Source organism: Amycolatopsis sp. DSM 110486 (assembly GCF_019468465.1).
Taxonomy (GTDB): domain Bacteria; phylum Actinomycetota; class Actinomycetes; order Mycobacteriales; family Pseudonocardiaceae; genus Amycolatopsis.
In genome coordinates this window covers 9,403,519-9,423,168 of sequence record NZ_CP080519.1, presented here as the reverse complement: position 1 = coordinate 9,423,168, position 19,650 = coordinate 9,403,519, and the positions used below count along the sequence as shown (strand labels likewise).

The 19,650-nt window shown below is 72.2% G+C and carries 18 protein-coding genes; 9 read left to right on the top strand and 9 right to left on the bottom strand.

The window, feature by feature from the left end; genetic code table 11:
• Positions 1 to 128: 128 nt before the first annotated feature.
• Genes K1T34_RS45515 through K1T34_RS45505 form a run of 3 tightly spaced genes read left to right on the top strand, consistent with a single transcriptional unit; the run spans position 129 to position 3,123 of the window.
• Entirely contained in the window at positions 129 to 1,193 is a 1,065-nt protein-coding gene (locus K1T34_RS45515; RefSeq protein WP_220240834.1) for a MoxR family ATPase, read from the top strand.
• A 5-nt stretch (positions 1,194 to 1,198) separates the two neighbouring features.
• Positions 1,199 to 2,146: a DUF58 domain-containing protein gene (locus K1T34_RS45510; protein WP_220240832.1), complete on the top strand. Its 948-nt coding sequence runs from the start codon at positions 1,199 to 1,201 to the stop codon at positions 2,144 to 2,146.
• Positions 2,143 to 3,123, top strand: a complete 981-nt coding sequence (locus tag K1T34_RS45505) for a VWA domain-containing protein (protein WP_220240830.1) — start codon at positions 2,143 to 2,145, stop codon at positions 3,121 to 3,123. Before K1T34_RS45510 ends, K1T34_RS45505 begins: the two co-directional genes overlap by 4 nt.
• Positions 3,124 to 3,144: 21 nt before the next feature.
• On the opposite strand, the gene K1T34_RS45500 is transcribed toward K1T34_RS45505, so the two are convergent.
• Genes K1T34_RS45500 through K1T34_RS45475 form a run of 6 tightly spaced genes read right to left on the bottom strand, consistent with a single transcriptional unit; the run spans position 3,145 to position 8,439 of the window.
• Entirely contained in the window at positions 3,145 to 3,612 is a 468-nt protein-coding gene (locus tag K1T34_RS45500; RefSeq protein ID WP_220240828.1) for a tRNA (cytidine(34)-2'-O)-methyltransferase, read from the bottom strand.
• Between the two features lie 18 nt (positions 3,613 to 3,630).
• Positions 3,631 to 4,065, bottom strand: coding sequence for a thioesterase family protein (locus tag K1T34_RS45495; protein WP_220240826.1), 435 nt, complete (start codon positions 4,063 to 4,065; stop codon positions 3,631 to 3,633).
• Positions 4,066 to 4,088: 23 nt separating this feature from the next.
• Entirely contained in the window at positions 4,089 to 5,030 is a 942-nt protein-coding gene (locus tag K1T34_RS45490) for a TAXI family TRAP transporter solute-binding subunit (RefSeq protein ID WP_220240824.1), read from the bottom strand.
• Positions 5,027 to 6,412 (bottom strand): HAMP domain-containing sensor histidine kinase, encoded by a 1,386-nt coding sequence (locus K1T34_RS45485; protein ID WP_220240822.1) that lies wholly within the window; start codon positions 6,410 to 6,412, stop codon positions 5,027 to 5,029. Before K1T34_RS45485 ends, K1T34_RS45490 begins: the two co-directional genes overlap by 4 nt.
• 3 nt (positions 6,413 to 6,415) lie before the next feature.
• Positions 6,416 to 7,081 (bottom strand): response regulator transcription factor, encoded by a 666-nt coding sequence (locus K1T34_RS45480; RefSeq protein WP_220240820.1) that lies wholly within the window; start codon positions 7,079 to 7,081, stop codon positions 6,416 to 6,418.
• Between the two features lie 14 nt (positions 7,082 to 7,095).
• Complete coding sequence (locus K1T34_RS45475) at positions 7,096 to 8,439, bottom strand: MFS transporter (RefSeq protein WP_220240818.1); 1,344 nt, start codon at positions 8,437 to 8,439, stop codon at positions 7,096 to 7,098.
• A 348-nt stretch (positions 8,440 to 8,787) separates the two neighbouring features.
• Here K1T34_RS45475 and fabG point away from each other — a divergent pair, with 348 nt between their 5' ends.
• Both fabG and fabI read left to right on the top strand, forming a co-directional pair.
• On the top strand, positions 8,788 to 9,492 hold the full coding sequence (gene fabG, locus K1T34_RS45470) for a beta-ketoacyl-ACP reductase (RefSeq protein WP_220240816.1): 705 nt from the start codon (positions 8,788 to 8,790) through the stop codon (positions 9,490 to 9,492).
• A 46-nt stretch (positions 9,493 to 9,538) separates the two neighbouring features.
• Positions 9,539 to 10,306: an enoyl-ACP reductase FabI gene (gene fabI, locus K1T34_RS45465; RefSeq protein ID WP_220240814.1), complete on the top strand. Its 768-nt coding sequence runs from the start codon at positions 9,539 to 9,541 to the stop codon at positions 10,304 to 10,306.
• Positions 10,307 to 10,364: 58 nt separating this feature from the next.
• Here the strand turns inward: fabI and K1T34_RS45460 are convergent, their stop codons facing one another.
• Together K1T34_RS45460 and K1T34_RS45455 are read right to left on the bottom strand one after the other, a co-directional pair.
• Positions 10,365 to 11,573, bottom strand: coding sequence for a Cmx/CmrA family chloramphenicol efflux MFS transporter (locus K1T34_RS45460; protein ID WP_220240812.1), 1,209 nt, complete (start codon positions 11,571 to 11,573; stop codon positions 10,365 to 10,367).
• Between the two features lie 90 nt (positions 11,574 to 11,663).
• Positions 11,664 to 12,248 carry a TetR/AcrR family transcriptional regulator gene (locus K1T34_RS45455; RefSeq protein ID WP_220240810.1) on the bottom strand — a complete coding sequence of 195 codons (585 nt, stop codon included), beginning with the start codon at positions 12,246 to 12,248 and terminating at the stop codon, positions 11,664 to 11,666.
• Between the two features lie 86 nt (positions 12,249 to 12,334).
• Here K1T34_RS45455 and K1T34_RS45450 point away from each other — a divergent pair, with 86 nt between their 5' ends.
• Positions 12,335 to 13,378, top strand: a complete 1,044-nt coding sequence (locus K1T34_RS45450) for a ferrochelatase (RefSeq protein ID WP_220247747.1) — start codon at positions 12,335 to 12,337, stop codon at positions 13,376 to 13,378.
• 116 nt (positions 13,379 to 13,494) lie between these two features.
• Here the strand turns inward: K1T34_RS45450 and K1T34_RS45445 are convergent, their stop codons facing one another.
• Complete coding sequence (locus tag K1T34_RS45445; RefSeq protein ID WP_220240808.1) at positions 13,495 to 14,292, bottom strand: hypothetical protein; 798 nt, start codon at positions 14,290 to 14,292, stop codon at positions 13,495 to 13,497.
• A gap of 100 nt (positions 14,293 to 14,392) precedes the next feature.
• On the opposite strand from K1T34_RS45445, the gene K1T34_RS45440 reads away from it, so the two are divergent.
• The 3 genes from K1T34_RS45440 (at position 14,393) to mshC (ending at position 19,492) form a co-directional block, all read left to right on the top strand.
• On the top strand, positions 14,393 to 15,790 hold the full coding sequence (locus tag K1T34_RS45440) for an ATP-binding protein (protein ID WP_220240806.1): 1,398 nt from the start codon (positions 14,393 to 14,395) through the stop codon (positions 15,788 to 15,790).
• Positions 15,790 to 17,745 (top strand): VWA domain-containing protein, encoded by a 1,956-nt coding sequence (locus K1T34_RS45435; RefSeq protein WP_220240804.1) that lies wholly within the window; start codon positions 15,790 to 15,792, stop codon positions 17,743 to 17,745. Before K1T34_RS45440 ends, K1T34_RS45435 begins: the two co-directional genes overlap by 1 nt.
• Positions 17,746 to 18,253: 508 nt before the next feature.
• Positions 18,254 to 19,492, top strand: a complete 1,239-nt coding sequence (gene mshC / locus K1T34_RS45430) for a cysteine--1-D-myo-inosityl 2-amino-2-deoxy-alpha-D-glucopyranoside ligase (RefSeq protein WP_220240802.1) — start codon at positions 18,254 to 18,256, stop codon at positions 19,490 to 19,492.
• The last annotated feature ends 158 nt before the right edge of the window (positions 19,493 to 19,650 follow it).

The window sequence follows — 19,650 nt, the reverse complement described above, 5'->3', positions numbered from 1 at the left end:
CTTCACAGCTGTCACACCGCTGATGCGCTTGGCTACCGTGACGGGCCAGCGTGCCGCGCGGACTACGACCACCGGGAAGCAGTACGGTCGCGGGCGAGCCCGGAGGAAGCAGAACCACAGGAGGCAGAGTGACCGAGCCCGGCTACGCCGAGGGCGGGAACGGGCAGCAGCCCGGCACGCCGGCGCGGGACGCCCAGTTGCTGGAACGCACCGTGTTCGAGGTCAAGCGCATCATCGTCGGCCAGGACCGGCTGGTGGAGCGCGTGCTCGTCGGGCTGCTGGCGAAGGGGCACCTGCTGCTGGAAGGCGTGCCCGGTGTCGCGAAGACGCTGGCCGTGGAGACCTTCGCGCGGGTGGTCGGCGGCTCGTTCTCCCGGGTGCAGTTCACGCCCGACCTCGTGCCGGCCGACATCCTCGGCACGCGCATCTACCGCCAGGGCGCCGAGCGCTTCGACGTGGAGCTGGGCCCGGTCGTAGCCAACTTCGTCCTCGCCGACGAGATCAACCGCGCGCCCGCGAAGGTGCAGTCGGCGATGCTGGAGGTGATGGCCGAACGGCACGTGTCGATCGGCGGCCAGACCTTCCCGATGCCCGACCCGTTCCTCGTGCTCGCCACGCAGAACCCCATCGAGAACGAGGGCGTGTACCCGCTGCCGGAGGCACAGCGCGACCGCTTCCTGTTCAAGATCGTGGTCGAGTACCCCACGGCCGAGGAAGAGCGCGAGATCATCTACCGGATGGGCGTCACGCCGCCGGTGCCCCACGAGGTGCTCAGCCCCAGCGAGCTCGTGCGCCTGCAGGGCGTCGCGTCGCAGGTGTTCGTCCACCACGCGCTGGTCGACTACGTGGTGCGCCTCGTGCTCACCACCCGCACGCCCAACGACCACGGCCTCGCCGACGTCGCGGGCTGGGTTTCCTACGGCGCGTCGCCGCGCGCGAGCCTCGGCATCATCGCCGCCGCCCGCGCGCTCGCGCTCGTGCGCGGCCGCGACTACGTGCTGCCGCAGGACGTCGTCGACGTGGTGCCCGACGTGCTGCGCCACCGCCTCGTCCTGTCCTACGACGCGCTGGCCGACGGCGTGCCCGTGGACCACATCATCACCCGCGTGCTTCAGACGGTGCCCCTGCCGCAGGTCTCGGCCCGGCCGCAGGGCGGGACCGGGCCGGTGCCGGCGGGCGCGCCCGTCAGGTAGTCGGCGTGGCAGGGAAGGCGCAGAAGGACCAGCGTCCCGGGTGGGCGCCCCCGGTGCTGCGCGGTGACCGCCTGGAGGCGGGGCTGCGCACGCTGGAGCTCGACGTCCGCCGTCGGCTCGACGGGCTGCTGCAGGGCAACCACCTCGGCCTCGTGCCGGGCCCCGGCTCAGAGCCGGGTGAGGCGCGGCCGTACCAGCCGGGCGACGACGTGCGGCGGATGGACTGGGCCGTCACGGCCCGCACGACCACGCCGCACATCCGCGAGACGGTCGCCGACCGCGAGCTGGAGACGTGGGTGGTCGCGGACATGTCCGCGAGCCTCGACTTCGGCACGGCGCTGTGCGAGAAACGCGACCTGGTGGTGTGCGCGACGGCAGCCGTCGCCCACCTCACCGGTGGGGGCGGCAACCGCATCGGCGCGCTGGTGTCCAACGGCCAGGGCGTGAACCGCATCCCCGCGCGCGGTGGGCTCGCCCACGCGCGCGGCCTGATCCGGCGGCTGGCCGAGACCCCGCGGGCGCCCGAGGGCGTCCGCGGCGATCTCGCCGACGCGCTGGAGCAGCTTCGCCGTCCGCCCCGCCGGCGCGGCCTGGGCGTGGTGATCTCGGACTTCCTGGGACCCATCGACTGGCAGCGGCCGCTGCGCGCGCTCGGCGGGCATCACGAGCTCATCGCCATCGAAGTCCTCGACCCGCGCGACGTGGACCTGCCCGACGTGGGCACCGTCGTCCTGGCCGACCCGGAGACAGGGAAACAGCGCGAAGTGCACGCTTCCGCCTTGCTGCGCAAGGAGTTCGGCGCCGCGGCGCATGCCCACCGGCAGGACGTCGCGGCCGGGCTGCGCCGCGCGGGTGCGGCGCACCTGGTGCTGCGCACCGACTCCGACTGGATCGCCGACATGGTGCGGTTCGTGGTCGCGCGCAAGCGCCGCTGGTCGGGTGGTGTCGCATGAGCCTCGGCGGCTTCACTTCACCGTGGTGGTTCCTGCTGCTGATCGTGGTGGCGGCCGTGGCCGTCGCATACGTGCTGGCCCAGCGGGCGCGGCGCAAGCGCGTGATGCGGTTCGCGAACCTGGAGCTGCTCGACAAGGTCGCGCCGAAGACGCAGGGCTGGATCAGGCACCTGCCGGCGGTGCTGATCGTGTTGTCGCTGCTCGTGCTCACCGTGGCGCTGGCCGGGCCGACGGCGGAGCAGAAGGTGCCGCGCAACCGGGCCACCGTGGTGCTGGTGATCGACGTGTCGCTGTCGATGGAGGCCACCGACGTCGCGCCCAACCGGCTGAAGGCGGCGCAGGACGCGGCCAAGCAGTTCGCCGAGAACATGACCCCGGGCGTGAACCTCGGGCTGATCTCCTTCGCCGGCACCGCGACCGTCCTGGTCAACCCGACCACCGACCGCGCCGGCGTGGTGAAGGCGATCGACAACCTGAAGCTCGCGCAGTCGACGGCCACCGGTGAAGGCATTTTCGCGGCCATGCAGTCGATCGAGAGCTTCTCGGCCGTGGTCGGCGGCGCCGACGGTCCGCCGCCCGCGCGCATCGTGCTGATGAGCGACGGCAAGCAGACCGTGCCGGAGGATCTCTACGCCCCGCGCGGCGCGTACACCGCGGCGCAGGCCGCGAAGCAGGCGCAGATGCCGATCTCGTCGATCTCGTTCGGCACCACGCACGGTTCGGTCGACATCGAGGGCAAGCCGCAGGACGTGCGGGTGGACGACGACTCCTTGAAGGAGATCGCGCGGCTGTCCGGCGGAGACTTCTACAAGGCGGCCAGCGCCGACGAGCTGAAGAAGGTCTACGCCGACCTCGGCGAGCAGATCGGCTACGAGCTCAAGAACGCCGACGCGAGCAAGCCGTGGGTCGTGATCGGCACCCTGGTGCTGATGATCGGGGCGGCCGCCGCGTTGCTGATCGGCCAGAGACTCCCGTAGCGAGCTGCGAATTTCGGCGACTCAGCATGGCGGCAGGCCGAAACCGTTCTGCCGCCAGGCTTCGTAGATCGTGATGGCCGCGGTGTTGGCCAGGTTGAGCGAGCGGCTCGTGGGCACCATCGGCAGCCGCACCCGGTCGGTGATCTCGGTCGCCTGCTGCACGTCGTCGGGCAGGCCGGCGGACTCGGGGCCGAACAGCAGCACGTCGCCGGGTTCGTAGGCCACGTCGGTGTAGAGGCGCGTGGCCTTGGCGCTGAACGCGTAGACCTTGGCCGGCAACAGCGCTCGCCACGCGGCGGCGAGATCGGCGTGCACGCGGACGCGCGCGAGGTCGTGGTAGTCGAGCCCGGCGCGGCGCAGCTGCTTGTCCTCGAGCGTGAACCCCAGCGGCTCGACCAGGTGCAGCTCGCAGCCGGTGTTGGCGGCGAGGCGGATCGCGTTGCCGGTGTTCGGCGGGATCTCGGGGTGGTAGAAGAGCACGCGGAACATGGCCGGACCTCAGGAACGTCAGGGAGCGGTGGGTGCGGGCAGGTGGGCCGCGTAGACGTCGCGCACGGCGACGGGCGGCTCGGTCTTGCGCAGGGTGACGGGGTCGATGAACACGTAGCGGATCTTCGCCTCGGTGGTGAGCTTGCCGCCGCGGCGGATCTCCGACTCGTAGACCATCGACGTGGTCCCGAGGTGTGTGAGGAACACCGACACCACGAGGTCGTCGTCGTAGCGGCACGGCGCGCGGTAGCGCAGGTTCGACTCCGCGACCACCACGTCGATCCCCGTGGCCAGGAACGCTTCGTGCGAGCCGAACAGCGCCTTCTCGACCTCGAAAGAGGCCATGTCCACGTACGCGAGGTAGTGGGCGTTGAAGACGATCCCCTGGCCGTCGCACTCGTGGTAGCGCACGCGCAAGGGCATCTCGACCAGCGGTCGGCGCGGTGGGGTCACGCAACCAATCTAGCGAGCGCCGATCAGCCGTGGAGTGCCCGGTAGGTGTCGGCGGCCCCGGGGTGCAGCGGCACGGGCTGGGTGCCGATGAGCGTGCGCACGTCGAGGAACTGCGTCCCGACGGCCTGCGCCGGCACCAGATCGGCCGCGCGCCCGGCGAGCACCCGCACCACCGCCGCGGCGACGTCCGAGGGCAGCCGCGGGGCGCAGACGAGCAGGTTCGCCACGCCGATCGTCGCCGGCGCCCCGACGCCCGCGTACGCGCCGGCGGGCACCTGGACCTGTTCGTAGACCGGCCCGTGCTGCGCCCGCAACGCGGGGATCACCGACGCGAGCGGCAACAACGCGAGTGGTGTCGTGCGGTTGAGCTCGGCGAGCGCCGGGGTGGGGAGGCCGCCCGACCACAGAAGCGCGTCGATGCGATGGCTCGCCAGCGCGGCGATGGCGTCCGCCAGCGGCAGGTGCCGCGCCACCACCGACACACCGGCCGCGGCGAACACGCGCTCGCCCAGCTGCGCGGCGCCCGACCCGCCCGCGCCGACGGACACCGGCCGTCCCGCCAGGTCCCGCAGCTGCGCGAGACGATCGTCCGCGCGCACCACGAGCTGCAGGTAGTTCTCGTACACCCGGCCCAGTGCCCGCAACGGCACCGGCGCGGGAAACGGCGCCTGGCCCGCGAGCGCCGACTGCGCGACGTCCGCGAGCACCAGACCGAGGTCGGCCCCGCCGTCGCGCACGCGCTCGACGTTCACGACGCTCGCCTCGGTCGCCACGGCCGCGCAGTGCAACCGCGGCTCCGCCCGGCTCACCTCGGCCGCCAGCACCTCCGCGAACGCCAGGTAGAACCCGCCTTGCTCCCCGGCGGCGATCGTGACGGACCGTTCGGGGCCGCGGTAGGCGGGCGCGCACCCGGCCAGCGCGAGGCCGAGCCCGCCGAGCAACGCGGTGCGGCGTGTGATCGTCACGGCGTCACCGCCGGCAGTGCCACGCGGACCTGCAACCCGTGCGGCTCGTTGGCGTGCAGTTCGAGCGTGCCGCCGCGGGCGCGGGTCTGCTCGCGCGCGATGGCGAGGCCGAGGCCCGTGCCGCGGGGCGCGCCGTCACCGCCGGCCCGCCAGAAGCGGTCCGTCGCGCGGGCGAGGTCGGCGGGTGGCAGGCCGGGGCCGTCGTCGGTGACGACGAGGGTGGCGGCGCCCGGCGACGTCTCCCACACGGCCGAGATGGTGGCGCCGCGGCCGGCGTGGTGGACGGCGTTGTCGAGCAGCACGTCGAGGATCTGCGCGAGCTCACCCTCGGGGGTGTGCACGAGCACGGGTTCGTCGTGGCCGGGGCAGGGGAGCAGGGTGGCGCCGGCGTCGTCGGCGGCGGGACGCCAGGCGTCGACGCGTTCGGCGATCACGGCGGCGAGGTCGGCGGGTTCGTCGTCCGAGCCGGCGGCGATGCGGGTGGCGGTGGACTCCGCGGTGGCGAGGGCGAGCAGGCCGTCGAGGATGCGTTCGAGGCGTTCGACCTCCGCGACGATCGCCCGGTACGCCGGCCGGCCGGCCTCGGCCGAGGCGAGTGAGTCGACGCGCAGCCGCAGCGCGGCCATCGGGTTGCGCAGCTGGTGGGAGGTGTCCGCGACGAGCCGGTGCTGCTGGTCGGCGGCCTCGGCCACGGCGTCGGACATGCGGTTCACCGAAGCCGCGAGCGACCGCAGCTCTCGCGGCCCGGAGCTCTCCGGCACCTGCGCGCGGTGGCCGCCCGCGACGGCCAGCACGCCCGTCTCCAGCTCGACGAGCGGCCGCACCATCCACCGCGCGAGCAGCACCGCCAGCAGTACGAACACGGCTGCCACGAGCAGTGCCCCGGCGGCGATCGCGCTCCAGCGGGCGGCGACATCGGCGGCCGCCGCGGCCACGGAGGCGCGCAGCACCACCACACCGGCCACCCGCGTGCCGGACCCCACCGGGCGCGCGAACAGCACCGGCCCGACTGACCACGGGCTCAGCCGCTCGACGTGCTGGGCGGGCTCGTTGCGCATGGTCGCCTCCACGAGCGCGCGCACCTCCGGCGCCGCGGCCGTGAGCCCACCTGTCTGCACCAGCGGGGTGCGCTGCGCGTCGACCACCACCACGGCCTCGCCGTAGAGCTCCGAGTACCGCTCGGCCTCCGCGTCGAGTGCCGCCGGGTCGTGCGCGTCGACCGCCTGCTGAGCCAGCACGCCGAACCGGTCGACGTCGTTGCTGCGGGAGATCACCAGCTGCTGCGTGCGCTGCTCCGCTGTGCTCGCCAGCAGCGGCACAGCGAACGCGGCCACCACAAGCAGCGCGAGCGCGACCAGCACGACGAGCAGGCGGGTGCGCACCGCTCAGCCCCGGCCCAGCCGGTAGCCGAAGCCGCGGATCGTCGTGAGCAGGCCCGGCCGGTCGAGCTTGGCGCGCAGCTGTGTCATGTGGACGTCGAGCGATCGCGAGATGGCGAGGTACGCGTCGCCCCACACCTCGTCCATCAGCTGCTGGCGGCTCACGGCGGTGCCCGGCCGCGCGGCGAGCACGGCCAGCACCGCGAACTCCTTCGTCGTCAGCCCGATGTCCCGGCCCGCCACCAGGACGCGGCGCCCGCCGAGGTCGATCTCGACGTCTTCGAGCCGCACCACGGCGTCGTCGGCCGGGGTGTCGCGCACGCCCGCCCGGCGCACGACGGCGTCCATCCGCGCGAGCAGTTCGGCCAGCCGCACGGGTTTCGTGAGGTAGTCGTCCGCGCCCAGGCGCAGCCCGCGGACGACGGACCGTTCGTCGCCGCGGGCGGTCAGCACGATCACGGGCACGGCGGAGACCTGGCGGATCTTGCGCAGCACGTCGAGCCCGTCGAGGTCGGGCAGGCCGAGGTCGAGCAGCAGCAGATCGGCCTCACGGTGCCGGTGCAGCGCGTCGGCACCGCGGCCGACGCTGGTCACGGCGTGGCCGCGCGCGTGCAGCGTCTCGGCGAGCGCACCGGCGACCCCGGTGTCGTCCTCCACGAGCAGCACGCGCACGGCCGTCCTCCCGCTCAGTCTTCGTCACGCTCCAGGGCGGACGAACGCGACGTTTCGCGCATTGTCCCGTACACGATGAGCGAGACGAGGATGCAGCCCGCGACGTACCAGAAGAACAGCGATTCGTGCCCCGCCTTCTTCAGCGCCTGGGCGATGAGCTCGGCCGTGCCGCCGAAGATCGCCACCGTCAGCGCGTACGGCAGGCCGACACCGAGCGCGCGGATCCGCGTGGGGAACAGCTCGGCCTTCACGATCGCGTTGATGGACGTGTAACCCGTGACGATCACGAGCGCCCCGAGCAGCAACAGGAAGGCGAGCACCGGCTGCTTCGTGTGCGCCATGGTCGTCATGATCGGGACGGTGAGCACGGTGCCCGCGATGCCGAAGAACATCAGCAGCTTCCGCCGGCCGATCCGGTCCGACAGCCGTCCGGCCACCGGCTGCAGGAGCGCGAAGATCAGCAAGGCGATGAAGAGGATCCACGTGACCGTGCGGCGCGGGATGCCGGCGGTGTTCTCGAGGAACTTCTGCGTGTAGGTGGCGTATGTGTAGAAGGCGACCGTGCCGCCGAGCGTGAGGCCGACGACGAGCGCGATCTCCCTCGGGTACTTCACGAGCGTGCGCAGTGTGCCGCGTTCGCCGGCCTGCTTGCCCGAGCCGGACTGTGCAGAACTCTCCTGGGCGGCGACGCGCTCGTAGCTGGCCGACTCGTCCATGCTGCGCCGCAGCGCCATCACGACCACCGCCGCGACGGCGCCGACCACGAACGCGATGCGCCAGCCCCAGTCGCCCATCTGCGCCTCGGTGAGCACGCTCTGCAGGATCAGCTGCAGCCCGAGCGCGAGCAGCTGTCCGCCGACGAGCGTCACGTACTGGAAGCTGGAGTAGAAACCGCGCTTGCCGGGTGTGGCCACTTCGGACAGATACGTCGCCGACGTCGAGTACTCGCCGCCCACCGAAAGACCCTGCAGCAGTCGCGCGAGCACGAGGAGGATCGGCGCCGCGACGCCGATGGACGCGTAGCCCGGCGTCGCCGCGATGAGCAGCGAGCCGAACGCCATCATCGAAACCGAGAGCACGAGCGCGCTGCGGCGCCCGAACCGGTCGGCGAAGCGCCCGAGCATCCAGCCGCCCAGTGGGCGCATCAGGAACCCCACGGCGAACACGGCCGCGGTGTTGAGGAACTGGGCCGTCGCGTCGCCGCCGGGGAAGAACGCTTTGGCGAAGTAGATCGTGAACGCCGAGTAGGCGTACCAGTCGTACCACTCGACGAGATTGCCGATCGAGCCGCGCAGCACGTTGCCGACGACTCGGCGCTCGCCCTCGCGGGTCACCGGGGTGGGGATCCGGGTAGTCATCCTTGACCTCCTGTGTCGCGACTCACGGTGACCACCGGAGTACTCCCGCGGCAAGGTCGCGGCGCTGTTCCTTACCTGGCCTTAGGTGAGTTGCGACCGTCTCGAAGGGCCGGGGGACCGGCGATCCTGATCACGTTTTGTGCGGATCGCACGCCCGGCCTTCCCCCCGTTTGTAGGAACCCTCTGGTCTGCGCAAACGGACCGCCGCGCCGCGCCCTAACCTCCGCTCTGGACTTCCGCGCCCGGCCCGGACGCGGAGGTGGCGCCGGGTGCGGCGACGCCGCGCGCGGCCGATAGCCTCGTCTCGGCACGAACGCGACAGGGACACCGAGCAGAGGGAGACATGCAGTGGGACGGTCGGTCTTGGTCACCGGCGGCAACCGGGGTATCGGTCTGGCGATCGCCCGGGACCTCGCCGAGCAGGGCCACCAGGTGGCCGTCACCCACCGCGGCTCCGGCGCGCCGGAAGGGCTGTTCGGGGTCGAAGCGGACGTCACGGACGCCGAGCAGATCGACGCCGCGTTCAAGCTGGTCGAGGAGCACCAGGGCCCCGTCGAGGTGCTCGTGTCCAACGCCGGGCTCACCGACGACACACTCCTGATGCGCATGAGCGAGGAGCAGTTCGAGCGAGTGGTGAACGCGAACCTCACCGGCGCGTTCCGGGTCGCCAAGCGCGCGTCGCGCGGCATGCTGCGCGCCCGCTGGGGCCGGTTCATCTTCATCTCGTCGGTCGTCGGCCTCTCGGGCTCGGCGGGCCAGGCGAACTACGCCGCGTCGAAGGCCGGTCTCGTCGGCTTCTCGCGCTCGCTCGCACGGGAGCTCGGCTCGCGCAACATCACGTCCAACGTGATCGCCCCCGGCTTCGTCCGCACCGACATGACCGAAGCGCTCGGCGAGGACCGCAAGAAGGAGATCCTCGCCAACGTGCCCACCGGCCGCTACGCCGAGCCGGCCGAGATCGCCGCGGCCGTGCGCTACCTCGCCTCCGACGACGCCGCCTACGTCAACGGCGCGGTGCTGCCGGTCGACGGTGGCCTCGGCCTCGGCCACTGACGTTCCCCGACTCTTCCGCGACCACCACAAGACCTGGAGGAACCCGTTGCCCGGACTGCTCGAAGGCAAGCGGCTGCTGATCACCGGTGTCATCACCGACGCCTCGCTCGCGTTCCACGCGGCCAAGATCGCGCAGCAGGAGGGCGCTGAGGTCGTGCTCACCGGCTTCGGCCGGCTCTCGCTGGTCAAGACGATCGCCAAGCGCCTCCCGAAGCCGGCGCCGGTACTCGAGCTCGACGTGACCGACCAGGAGCACCTGGACTCGCTGGCCGACCGCGTGCGCGAGCACGTCGACGGCCTCGACGGCGTGCTGCACTCCATCGGCTTCGCACCGCAGACCTGCCTGGGCGCGCCGTTCCTGGACGCGCCGAGCGACGACGTGAAGATCGCCGTGGACGTGTCGGCGTTCTCGTTCAAGTCGCTGGCGGTGGCGACGCTGCCGCTGCTCTCGCGGGGCTCGTCGATCGTCGGCATGGACTTCGACGCGCGCGTGGCGTGGCCGGCCTACAACTGGATGGGCGTCGCGAAGGCGGCGCTGGAGTCGGTGAACCGCTACCTCGCGCGGGACCTCGGCCCGCGCGGCATCCGCGTGAACCTGGTCAGCGCCGGCCCGATGAAGACGATGGCCGCGAAGTCGATCCCGGGCTTCAACGAGCTCGAAGACGGCTGGAACGAGCGCGCCCCGCTCGGCTGGGACAGCTCCGACCCGGACCCGACGGCCAAGACCGTCTGCGTCGCGCTGTCGGACTGGCTGCCGGCCACCACCGGCTCGATGATCATGGTCGACGGCGGCGTGCACGCGCTCGGCATCTGAGCTCTTTCCCTTACGGCGAACGGCTCCCGCGAAGTTTTCGCGGGAGCCGTTCGCCGTTTCACTGCGCGGCCGGCTGGGTTACCGGCTCCTTGGAGGAGAGCGCCGAGCGGGGAGCGCGGGCGTCGTCGGAACGCTGCAGGCGCAGGGCGAACGTGAGGGCGGCCAGCGCCAGCCCGCCGAGCCCCACGCTCACCCATGCGACGCTCGGGAAGCCGAGACCCGCGTTGATCGCGACACCGCCGACCCACGGACCCGCGGTGTTGCCGACGTTGAAGCCCGACGTGGTGCTGGCGCCGACCAATGTGGACGATCCGCCCGCGACCGAGTACGCCCGGACGTTGAGGGCCGGGTTGGCCGCGAACGCGGCGGCGCCGAGCACGAGGACTGCGACCACGGCGACGACGGTGTCCGAAGTGACCGCGAGGGCGATCAGCGCGGCGACGGCCAGCCCCAGGCTGCCGTACAGCGTCGAGAACGGACGGGCGTCGGCGAGCTTGCCGCCGGCGAGGATGCCGATCACCGCGCCTGTGCCGAAGAGCACGAGCACGAGCGGGACCCACGAGGACGGCAGGCCGTCGGTTGTCGTGAGCAACGGCGCGAGGTAGCTGAACGTCGCGAAGACCATGGCCTGCGTCAGCGCGATCACGCCCAGCGCCAGCCAGACCCGTCCGTTGCGGAAGACCCGCAGTTCGGTCCGCACCCGCAGGGCCGAGGAGTCCGAGACGGTGCGCGGCACGAACGCGAGCACGCCGACGACGGCCACCACGGTCAGCGCGGCCACCGCCCAGAACGCGGTGCGCCAGCCGGCGTGCTGGCCGAGGAAGGTGCCGGCGGGGACGCCCGCGATGTTCGCCAGGGTCAGGCCGCCGACCAGCACCGCGAGCGCGCGGCCGCGGCGCGCCGCGGGCACGAGCGAAACGGTGGTCGAAGCGGCGACGGCCCAGAACCCGGCGCAGGCCAGGGCACTCACGATGCGGGTCGCGAAGAGCAGGGCGTAACCCGGGGCGAGTGCGCCGCCGACGTGCGAGCCGGCGAACACCACCAGCAGCGCGAGCAGGGTCGTGCGGCGGGGCAGCTTGAGCGTGCCGACGGCCAGCAGCGGCGCGCCGACCACCATGCCGACGGCGAACGCCGAGATGAGCAGGCCGGCGTCGGGGATGCTGACGCCGAGGTCGGCCGCCATCCCGGGGAGCAGGCCGGTGATCATGAACTCCGAGGTGCCGAGGGCGAAGATGCTGAGCCCGAGCACGAAGACGGCCAAGGGCACGGTTCGTCTCTCCTTATGGATCGATTGGTACAAAACTGGCTCGTGTCGCATCGACGCTGATGCTCGGGTGGAGTAGTCGGTGCGGGTGGGTCAGCGGCGGGCGAGTGCGGCGACGGCGATGTCGGCCACGGCCGTCATGGCCGCGCGTTCGGCGCCGCGGCGCGACATCAGCCGCAGCCCGCTCACGGTGCTGTGCACGAACTCCGCGATGTCGTGTGGATCCCGGTCGCGGGTGATGCTGCCGTCGGCCTGGCCGAGGCGGGCGCACTCGGCGAGTGAGGCCAGGTGCGCGGCGGTGTCGGCCTCGACCCGGGCCGTGATCTCGGGGTCCGCGGTGCCGAACTCGGCGACCGTGTTCACCACCAGGCAGCCGCGGCGGCCGTGGGTGAGCTCGTCGTCGATCACCGACGCCAGGAGCCGGTGGATCGCGTCGAGTCCGTCGTCGGCCTGTTCCAGCACTGCGGCCCGGCCGCGGACGCCGAGCTGAATGTAGTGCTCGAGCGCGCGCCGGAACAGGATTTCCTTGCTGGTGAACGTGTTGTACACGCTGCTGCGCCCGAGTCCGGTCGCGGCGCAGAGGTCCTGTGTGGAGGTCGCCTCGTAGCCGCGGGCCCAGAAGGCGTTCATGGCGCCTTCGAGGGCTTCGGTCTCGTCGAACTCGCGTGGCCTGGGCATACGGACACCGTACCAGGTTTTGGATAGGTCAGTACACAATGAGCCCGCTCCGTCGTGGGCGCCGCCACAGGGGCAAGATGGACACCGTGGGTTACGACGCGTTGTTATGGCTTTCGTTCGGCGGTCCGGAGGGGCCCGACGAGGTGATGCCGTTCCTGGAGAACGTCACCCGGGGACGCGGGGTGCCGCGTGAGCGGCTGCTCGAGGTCGCCGAGCACTACCAGCACTTCGGCGGGGTGTCGCCGATCAACCGGCTCAACCGCGCGGCCATCGCGGCCGTCGAGAGGCAGCTCGCGGCCGAAGGTCTCGACCTGCCGGTGTACTTCGGCAACCGCAACTGGCAGCCCATGGTGGAGGACACCGTGGCGCGGATGAAGACCGACGGCGTGCGGCGCGTGCTCGCGTTCCCCACCAGTGCCTACGGCGGTTACTCCGCGTGCCGCCAGTACGACGAGGACATCGTGCGCGCCCGCGAAGCCGTGGGACCCGAAGCGCCGGAGATCGTGAAGCTGCGCCAGTTCTTCGACCACCCGCTGTTCATCTCCTCGATCGCCGACGCGGTGCGCGCCGCCCACGCGCGCCTCGGTGACCGCCCGGACACGCGCACGGTCTTCACCGCGCACTCCGTGCCGGTGAGCGCCGACGTCGCCTCCGGTCCGCCCGCCGAGGGGGGCCGGCGATACTCCCGCCAGATCGCCGAAGCCGCGCGGCTGGTGGCGGCCGAGGCGGGCATCGCGGAGTACGACGTGGTCTGGCAGTCGCGCTCGGGGCCGCCGCAGGTGCCGTGGCTGGAGCCGGACATCGTCGACCACGTCGACGCCCTGCACGCCGCCGGCGTGAAGTCCGTGGTGGTCAGCCCGATCGGCTTCGTCTCCGACCACCTCGAGGTGATCTGGGACCTCGACAACGAAGCCGCCGAGCGCGCCGCCGAACACGGCATGGCCTTCGCCCGCGCTGCGACGCCCGACGTCGACCCGCGCTTCGCCGAGCTGGTGGTGGAACTGGTGCGCGAGCACGTTTCCGACGCCCCGGCCCGCAAGCTCTCGCCCTTCCCGGCCGACGGCTGCTCGGTCAACGGCGCGCCTTGCTCGATCGGGTGCTGCGAGCCCCCAAAGCGTCCCGCCCGCTGAACTGAAAAGTGTCCGCGTTGCCCGGAAAAACCGGGCAACGCGGACAAAAAGCGTGTTGTTCGCTCTCGGCTGAGCTGCGGAGGCGCGTGTTCGCTGTCAGCTGAGCGTGGAGAACCTCACGGCTGCCGGTCGGCCTGCTCCGCGAACACCCGCACCGCTTCGTTGACCGACGCCGTCCGAGCCGTGCGCACCGCGTCCGACAAGGGCCGCAACGCTTCGGCGCGACGGCTGGCGGCCGAGGCGGACAGCGCGCCTCCCGGGTCGTCGGTGCGGGCGATGGCCAGGATCGCCGAGATCTCCTCCGCGCGCTGCAGCACGCGCAGCGCCCGCGCGGGCGTACCGGCCGGCCACTCGACCTGCGGGCGTGATCGCAGATGGGCCGACAGCTCGGCGCGTACGCCGGGGCGGTCGCTGGCCACGTCCAGCGCCTGCAACGCACCCGCGCTGGCGCGGATCGCGTCCGTGAGCCCGTGTTCGGAGTCGGGCAGCGACTGGTACTCCAGCGGAACCGGGGCGGGCACCGAGTAGACCGTCCAGCGCATCAGGCCTTCCGCGATCGGCTCGGGCACGAGGCCGAAGCCGAGCTCGGTCAGCACCACCGCGTCACCGCAGCGCAGCGCCGCCTCGGCGAACGGGCCGCTCCCGCCGAGGCCGCGGACGTCGCCGGGTACGGGGAGCACGAGCTGCGCCATTTTCACACTCTGCGCGCGCAGCGCCATGAGGAGCTGGACCGGGGTGGCGGCGCGGTGGAACGCCAGCGGGAGCTCGAAGGCCTCGGCAGCGGGGGCGTCGGCCGCGACGACGTCGTGCGCTTCGCCCCAGGCAGCGAGGGCGTCGAGCACATCGTCGGAAGCGGCGGCTCCGTTGAGCCACGCGGAGGACCAGACGGCGAGGGTCGCACTGGGACGGCACACGACGGCCTATTTTACCGGTAGTCCACACTTCGTGGACGATCGCCCACGCTGGAGTCGCTCCACGTCGACGTACGCCGAAACGGTAAGTAGCGTCGATGCCGTGACCGTTGTCCCAGACTCACTTCCCCGTACCGCGGGCGAGCTCCGCGCCGCCGGGTACACCCCGCGCCCCATCGCTCAGGAGATCCACGACAACCTGCTGACCGCGCTGCGCGAAGGCCGCGACGCGTGGCCCGGCATCGTCGGCTTCTCCCGTACCGTCCTGCCGCAGCTCGAGCGCGCGCTGCTCGCCGGCCACGACGTCGTCCTGCTCGGCGAACGAGGCCAGGGCAAGACCCGTCTGCTGCGCACGCTCGCCGGCCTGCTCGACGAGTGGACCCCCGTCATCGAGGGCTCCGAGCTCGGCGAGCACCCCCTCGACCCGATCACCCCCGCCTCGATCCGCCGCGCGGCGGAGCTGGGCGACGACCTACCCGTGGCGTGGCGCCACCGCAGCGAGCGCTACACGGAGAAGCTCGCGACGCCGGACACGTCCGTCGGTGACCTCATCGGCGACGTCGACCCGGTGAAGGTGGCCGAGGGCCGCAGCCTCGGCGACCCGGAGACGATCCACTTCGGGCTCGTTCCGCGCGCCCACCGCGGCATCGTGGCGATCAACGAGCTGCCCGACCTCGCCGAGCGCATCCAGGTCGCGCTGCTGAACGTGATGGAGGAGCGCGACATCCAGGTCCGCGGTTACACGCTGCGGCTGCCGCTGGACGTGCTGCTCGTCGCCACCGCGAACCCCGAGGACTACACCAACCGCGGCCGCATCATCACGCCGCTCAAGGACCGCTTCGGCGCGGAGATCCGCACCCACTATCCGCTCGACGTCGACGCCGAAGTCGCCGTGGTGAAGCAGGAGGCGCACCTCGTCGCAGAGGTCGGCGAGCCGCTGCTGGAGGTGCTGGCCCGGTTCGTGCGCAACCTGCGCGAGTCGCCGGTGATCGACCAGCGGTCCGGGGTGTCGGCGCGCTTCGCCGTGGCCGCCGCCGAAACCGTCGCCGCCGCGGCGCTGCGCCGGTCGGCGCTCACCGGGGAGAACCCGGCCGTCGCGCGGCCGGTCGACCTCGAAGCCGTGCCTGCCGTGCTGCGCGGCAAGATCGAGTTCGAGCCGGGCGAAGAGGGCCGCGAGGTCGAGCACCTCGTGCACCTGATGCGCCGGGCCGTGGCCGAAACCGCGCGGGAGCGCTTCGCCGGGCTGGACCTGCGTCCGCTGTCCGACGCCGTCGCCGACGGCCACCTGGTGGCCACCGGCGAGCGCGTGCCGGCCCGCGACGTGCTCGCCGCCCTGCCGGAGCTGCCGGTGCTGCACGAGGTCGCCCAGCGTGCCGGGGTGTCCTCCGACGAGCCTGCCGGTCGCATCGCGGCCGCGGTGGAGCTGGCACTGGAGTCGCTGTTCCTCGCCAGGCGGCTGGCGAAGGACTCCGACGAGAACACCACGGTGTACGGCCAGTAATGCCGCTCATTCCCGAGGGGTACTCCTACGGCCCGTGGCACGACGGGCCGGATCCGCTGGCGCCGCCGGCAGACCTGCGCGACGCGCTCGACGAGATCGGCCGCGACGTGATGGCCGGCGCGTCGCCGCGTTCGGCCCTGGAGGAGCTGCTGCGCCGCGGCACCGAGCGCACGTCGGGCCTCGACGAGCTCACGCGGCGGCTGTGGCAGCGCCGTTCGGAGATCCAGCGCCGCCACCGGCTCGACGGCACGCTGCAGGAGGTGCAGGAGCTGCTGAGCGAGGCGCTGACCGCCGAGCGCCGCGAGCTGTTCCCGGACCCGGACGACGAGGCGCGCTTCCGCGAGGCGCAGCTCGACGCCCTCCCGCCGGGCACCGCCGCGGCCGTGCGCGAGCTGAGCGAGTACGACTGGCGGTCGTCCGAAGGCCGTCAAAAGTACGAGCAGATCCGCGATCTGCTCGGCCGCGAGGCGCTCGACGCGAGGTTCCAGGGCATGAAGCAGGCGCTGCAGAACGCCGGGCCCGAAGACGTCGAGCAGGTCAACCAGATGCTGTCCGACCTCAACGCACTGCTGCAGGCCCACGCGCAGGGGGCCGACGACATCGACGAGCGGTTCGCGGAGTTCATGAACCGCCACGGCGAGTTCTTCCCGGAGAACCCGCGCAACGTCGAGGAGCTGATCGACGCGCTGGCCTCGCGCGCCGCGGCCGCGCAGCGGATGCTGAACTCGATGTCGGCCGAGCAGCGCGCCGAGCTGGCGGAGCTGTCGCAGCAGGCGTTCGGTGATCCGCGCATCGCCCAGCAGCTGTCCGCTCTCGACGCGGCGCTGCAGGCGCTGCGGCCGGGGGAGGACTGGCAGGGCTCGGAGCGTTTCCGCGGCCAGGACCCGCTGGGCCTGGGCGAGGGCGCGCAGGCGATGCAGGACCTCGCGGAGCTCGACGGGCTGGCCGAGCAGCTGGGCCAGGCCTACCCGGGCGCGCGGCTCGAGGACATCGACATGGACGCGCTGCAGCGCCAGCTGGGTCCCGACGCCGGTGTCGACGCGCGGAGACTGTCCGAACTGGAGCGTGAGCTTCGCCGGCAGGGCCTGTTCGAACGAGCGGCCGACGGCTCGCTTCGCCTGTCGCCCAAGGCGTTGCGGCGCCTGGGCGAGACGGCACTGTCCGATGTGGTCAACTCGCTGCGCGGCAAGACGGGCGACCGGGAGACCGAGTCCGCCGGCGCCGCGGGGGAGCCCACGGGCTCGAGCCGCCCGTGGCGGTTCGGGGACATGCAGCCGTGGGACGTGCCGCGCACGGTCCGCAACGCGGTGCTGCGCTCGACGTCGGTCGGCTCGCGCGCGGTGACGCTCGACGTCGAGGACGTGGAGGTCGTCGAGACCGAGCACCGCTCGCGCGCGGCCGTGGCGCTCCTGGTGGACACGTCGTGGTCGATGGTGCAGGAGGACCGCTGGCTGCCGATGAAGCGCACGGCGCTCGCCCTGCACCAGCTGATCAGCACCCGCTTCCGCAACGACGCGCTGCAGCTGATCACCTTCGGCCGCTACGCGATGAAGGTGGACCTGCCGGAGCTGGTGGGCCTGGAGGGCACGTGGGAGCAGGGCACCAACGCCCACCACGCGCTGCTGCTGGCCGGCCAGCACCTGCGCCGCCACCCCGACGCGCAGCCGGTGGTGCTGATGGTCACCGACGGCGAGCCGACGGCGCATTTGGAACCCGACGGCGAAGCGGTGTTCGACTACCCGCCGGACCCGCGCACGATCTACAAGACACTGTCCGAAGTGGACCGGATCGCCAAGATGGGCGCTTCGGTCACGGTCTTCCGCCTCGGGGAGGACCCGCGGCTGGAAGCGTTCGTGGACACCATCGCCCGCCGCTCCGGCGGCCGCGTGGTGGCCCCCGACCTGGACGGCCTGGGCGCCGCCGTGGTCGGCGACTACCTGCGCAATAGGCGGTAATTTTGCCCCGGCTGTGTCTTTGGCCCCGGCTCCGCCGTGGCGTGCGAGATCGCCTTTGAGCCGGTGTGGGGGATCGAGCGGTGCGATCGGCCTGGCGGCCGATCGCACCGCTCGATCCCCCACACCGGCGCGATCTCGCGCTGTGGGCGCCGTGGGAGACAGATCTTCGTGGGCGGTGGCGGGCTCTCAGCGCTTGTGGACCGCGATGCGCGCCCCGCAACGAGACTCCGGCGCCGGGGCAGCGACTGCCGCTCGGCCGTGACCTCGACCACCTCCGACCACCCCCACCCAGCTCACCCCGCCAAGGCGACCCACCAGCGAGATCGCGCCGGCTTCCGGATGGGGCGGTGCGATCGGCCCCGGCCGATCCGACCGCCCCATCCGGAAGCCGGCTCAAAGGCGATCTCGCACGCCCTGGCGAAGCCGGGGCCAACAACAGAGCGATCTCGCCGCCCCGGCGGAGCCGGGGCAGACAACACAGGACGGCCGTCCCGTTTACAGTCGAGGTATGCAGACTTGGTCCTCCGTCGACGTGCCCCGGTTGCCGGGCACGCCCCGCCCGCTTCGGCTCCACGACACGTCGACCGGGCAGATCCGCCCGACGGCTCCGGGAGCCACCGCCCGGATGTACGTCTGCGGCATCACGCCCTACGACGCCACGCACCTCGGCCACGCCGCGACCTACCTGGCGTTCGACCTGGTCAACCGCATCTGGCGGGACAACGGGCACGAGGTCCACTACGTCCAGAACGTGACCGACATCGACGAGCCGCTGCTGGAGCGCGCCGAGCGCGACTCCGACGACTGGGTCGTGCTCGGCATGCGCGAGACGGCGCTGTTTCGCGAGGACATGGAGGCGCTGCGCGTGCTGCCGCCGCGGCAGTTCGTGGGCGCGGTCGAGGCGATCCCGGAGATCGTGGAGGTCATCGCGAAGCTGGTGGCCAACGGCAGCGCCTACCGGGCCGACGACGCCGAGTACCCGGACGTGTACTTCGACCACTCGGCGACGGGCCGGTTCGGCTACGAGTCGAACTACGACGAGCCGACGATGGGCAAGTTCTTCGCCGAACGCGGCGGTGACCCGGACCGCGCCGGCAAGCGCCACCCGCTCGACGCGTTGTTGTGGCGAGTGGAGCGCGAGGGGGAGCCGTCGTGGGAGTCGGAGCTCGGCGCCGGGCGCCCGGGCTGGCACATCGAGTGCAGCGCGATCGCGGTGAACCGGCTGGGGCTCGGCTTCGACCTGCAGGGCGGCGGCTCCGACCTGATCTTCCCGCACCACGAGTACAGCGCCGCGCACGCCGAAGCCGTCGCGGGGGAGCACCCGTTCGCGCGGCACTACGTGCACGCCGGGATGATCGGCCTCGACGGCGAGAAGATGTCGAAGTCGCGCGGGAACCTGGTGTTCGTCTCGCGGCTGCGCGCCGACGGCGTGGACCCCTCGGCCATCCGGCTCGCGCTGTTCTCCGGCCACTACCGCGAGGACCGGCCGTGGACCGACGCGCTGCTGACCGAGGCGCAGGAACGCCTGGCCCGCTGGCGCGAGGCCGTGGCCCTGCCCGCGGGTCCCGACGCGACGGAGACCCTCGCGCAACTGCGCGACCACCTCTCCGACGACCTCGACACCCCGAACGCCCTCGCTGCTATCGACGCGTGGGCGACTGCCGCTTTGCGCCGGGACGGCACTGACCCCACCGCGCCGGGCCTCATCCGCTCCGCGGTCGACGCCCTCCTCGGTATCGAGCTGTAATTCTGCCTCGGCTCCGGCGTGGCGTGCGAGATCGCTGTGTTGTCTGCCCCGCCTCCGGCGTGGCGTGCGAGATCGCCTGGAAGCCGGCGTCTCGATCGAGCGGTCTGATCGGCCGGGGGCCGATCGCACCGCTCGATCGAGACGCCGGCGCGATCTCG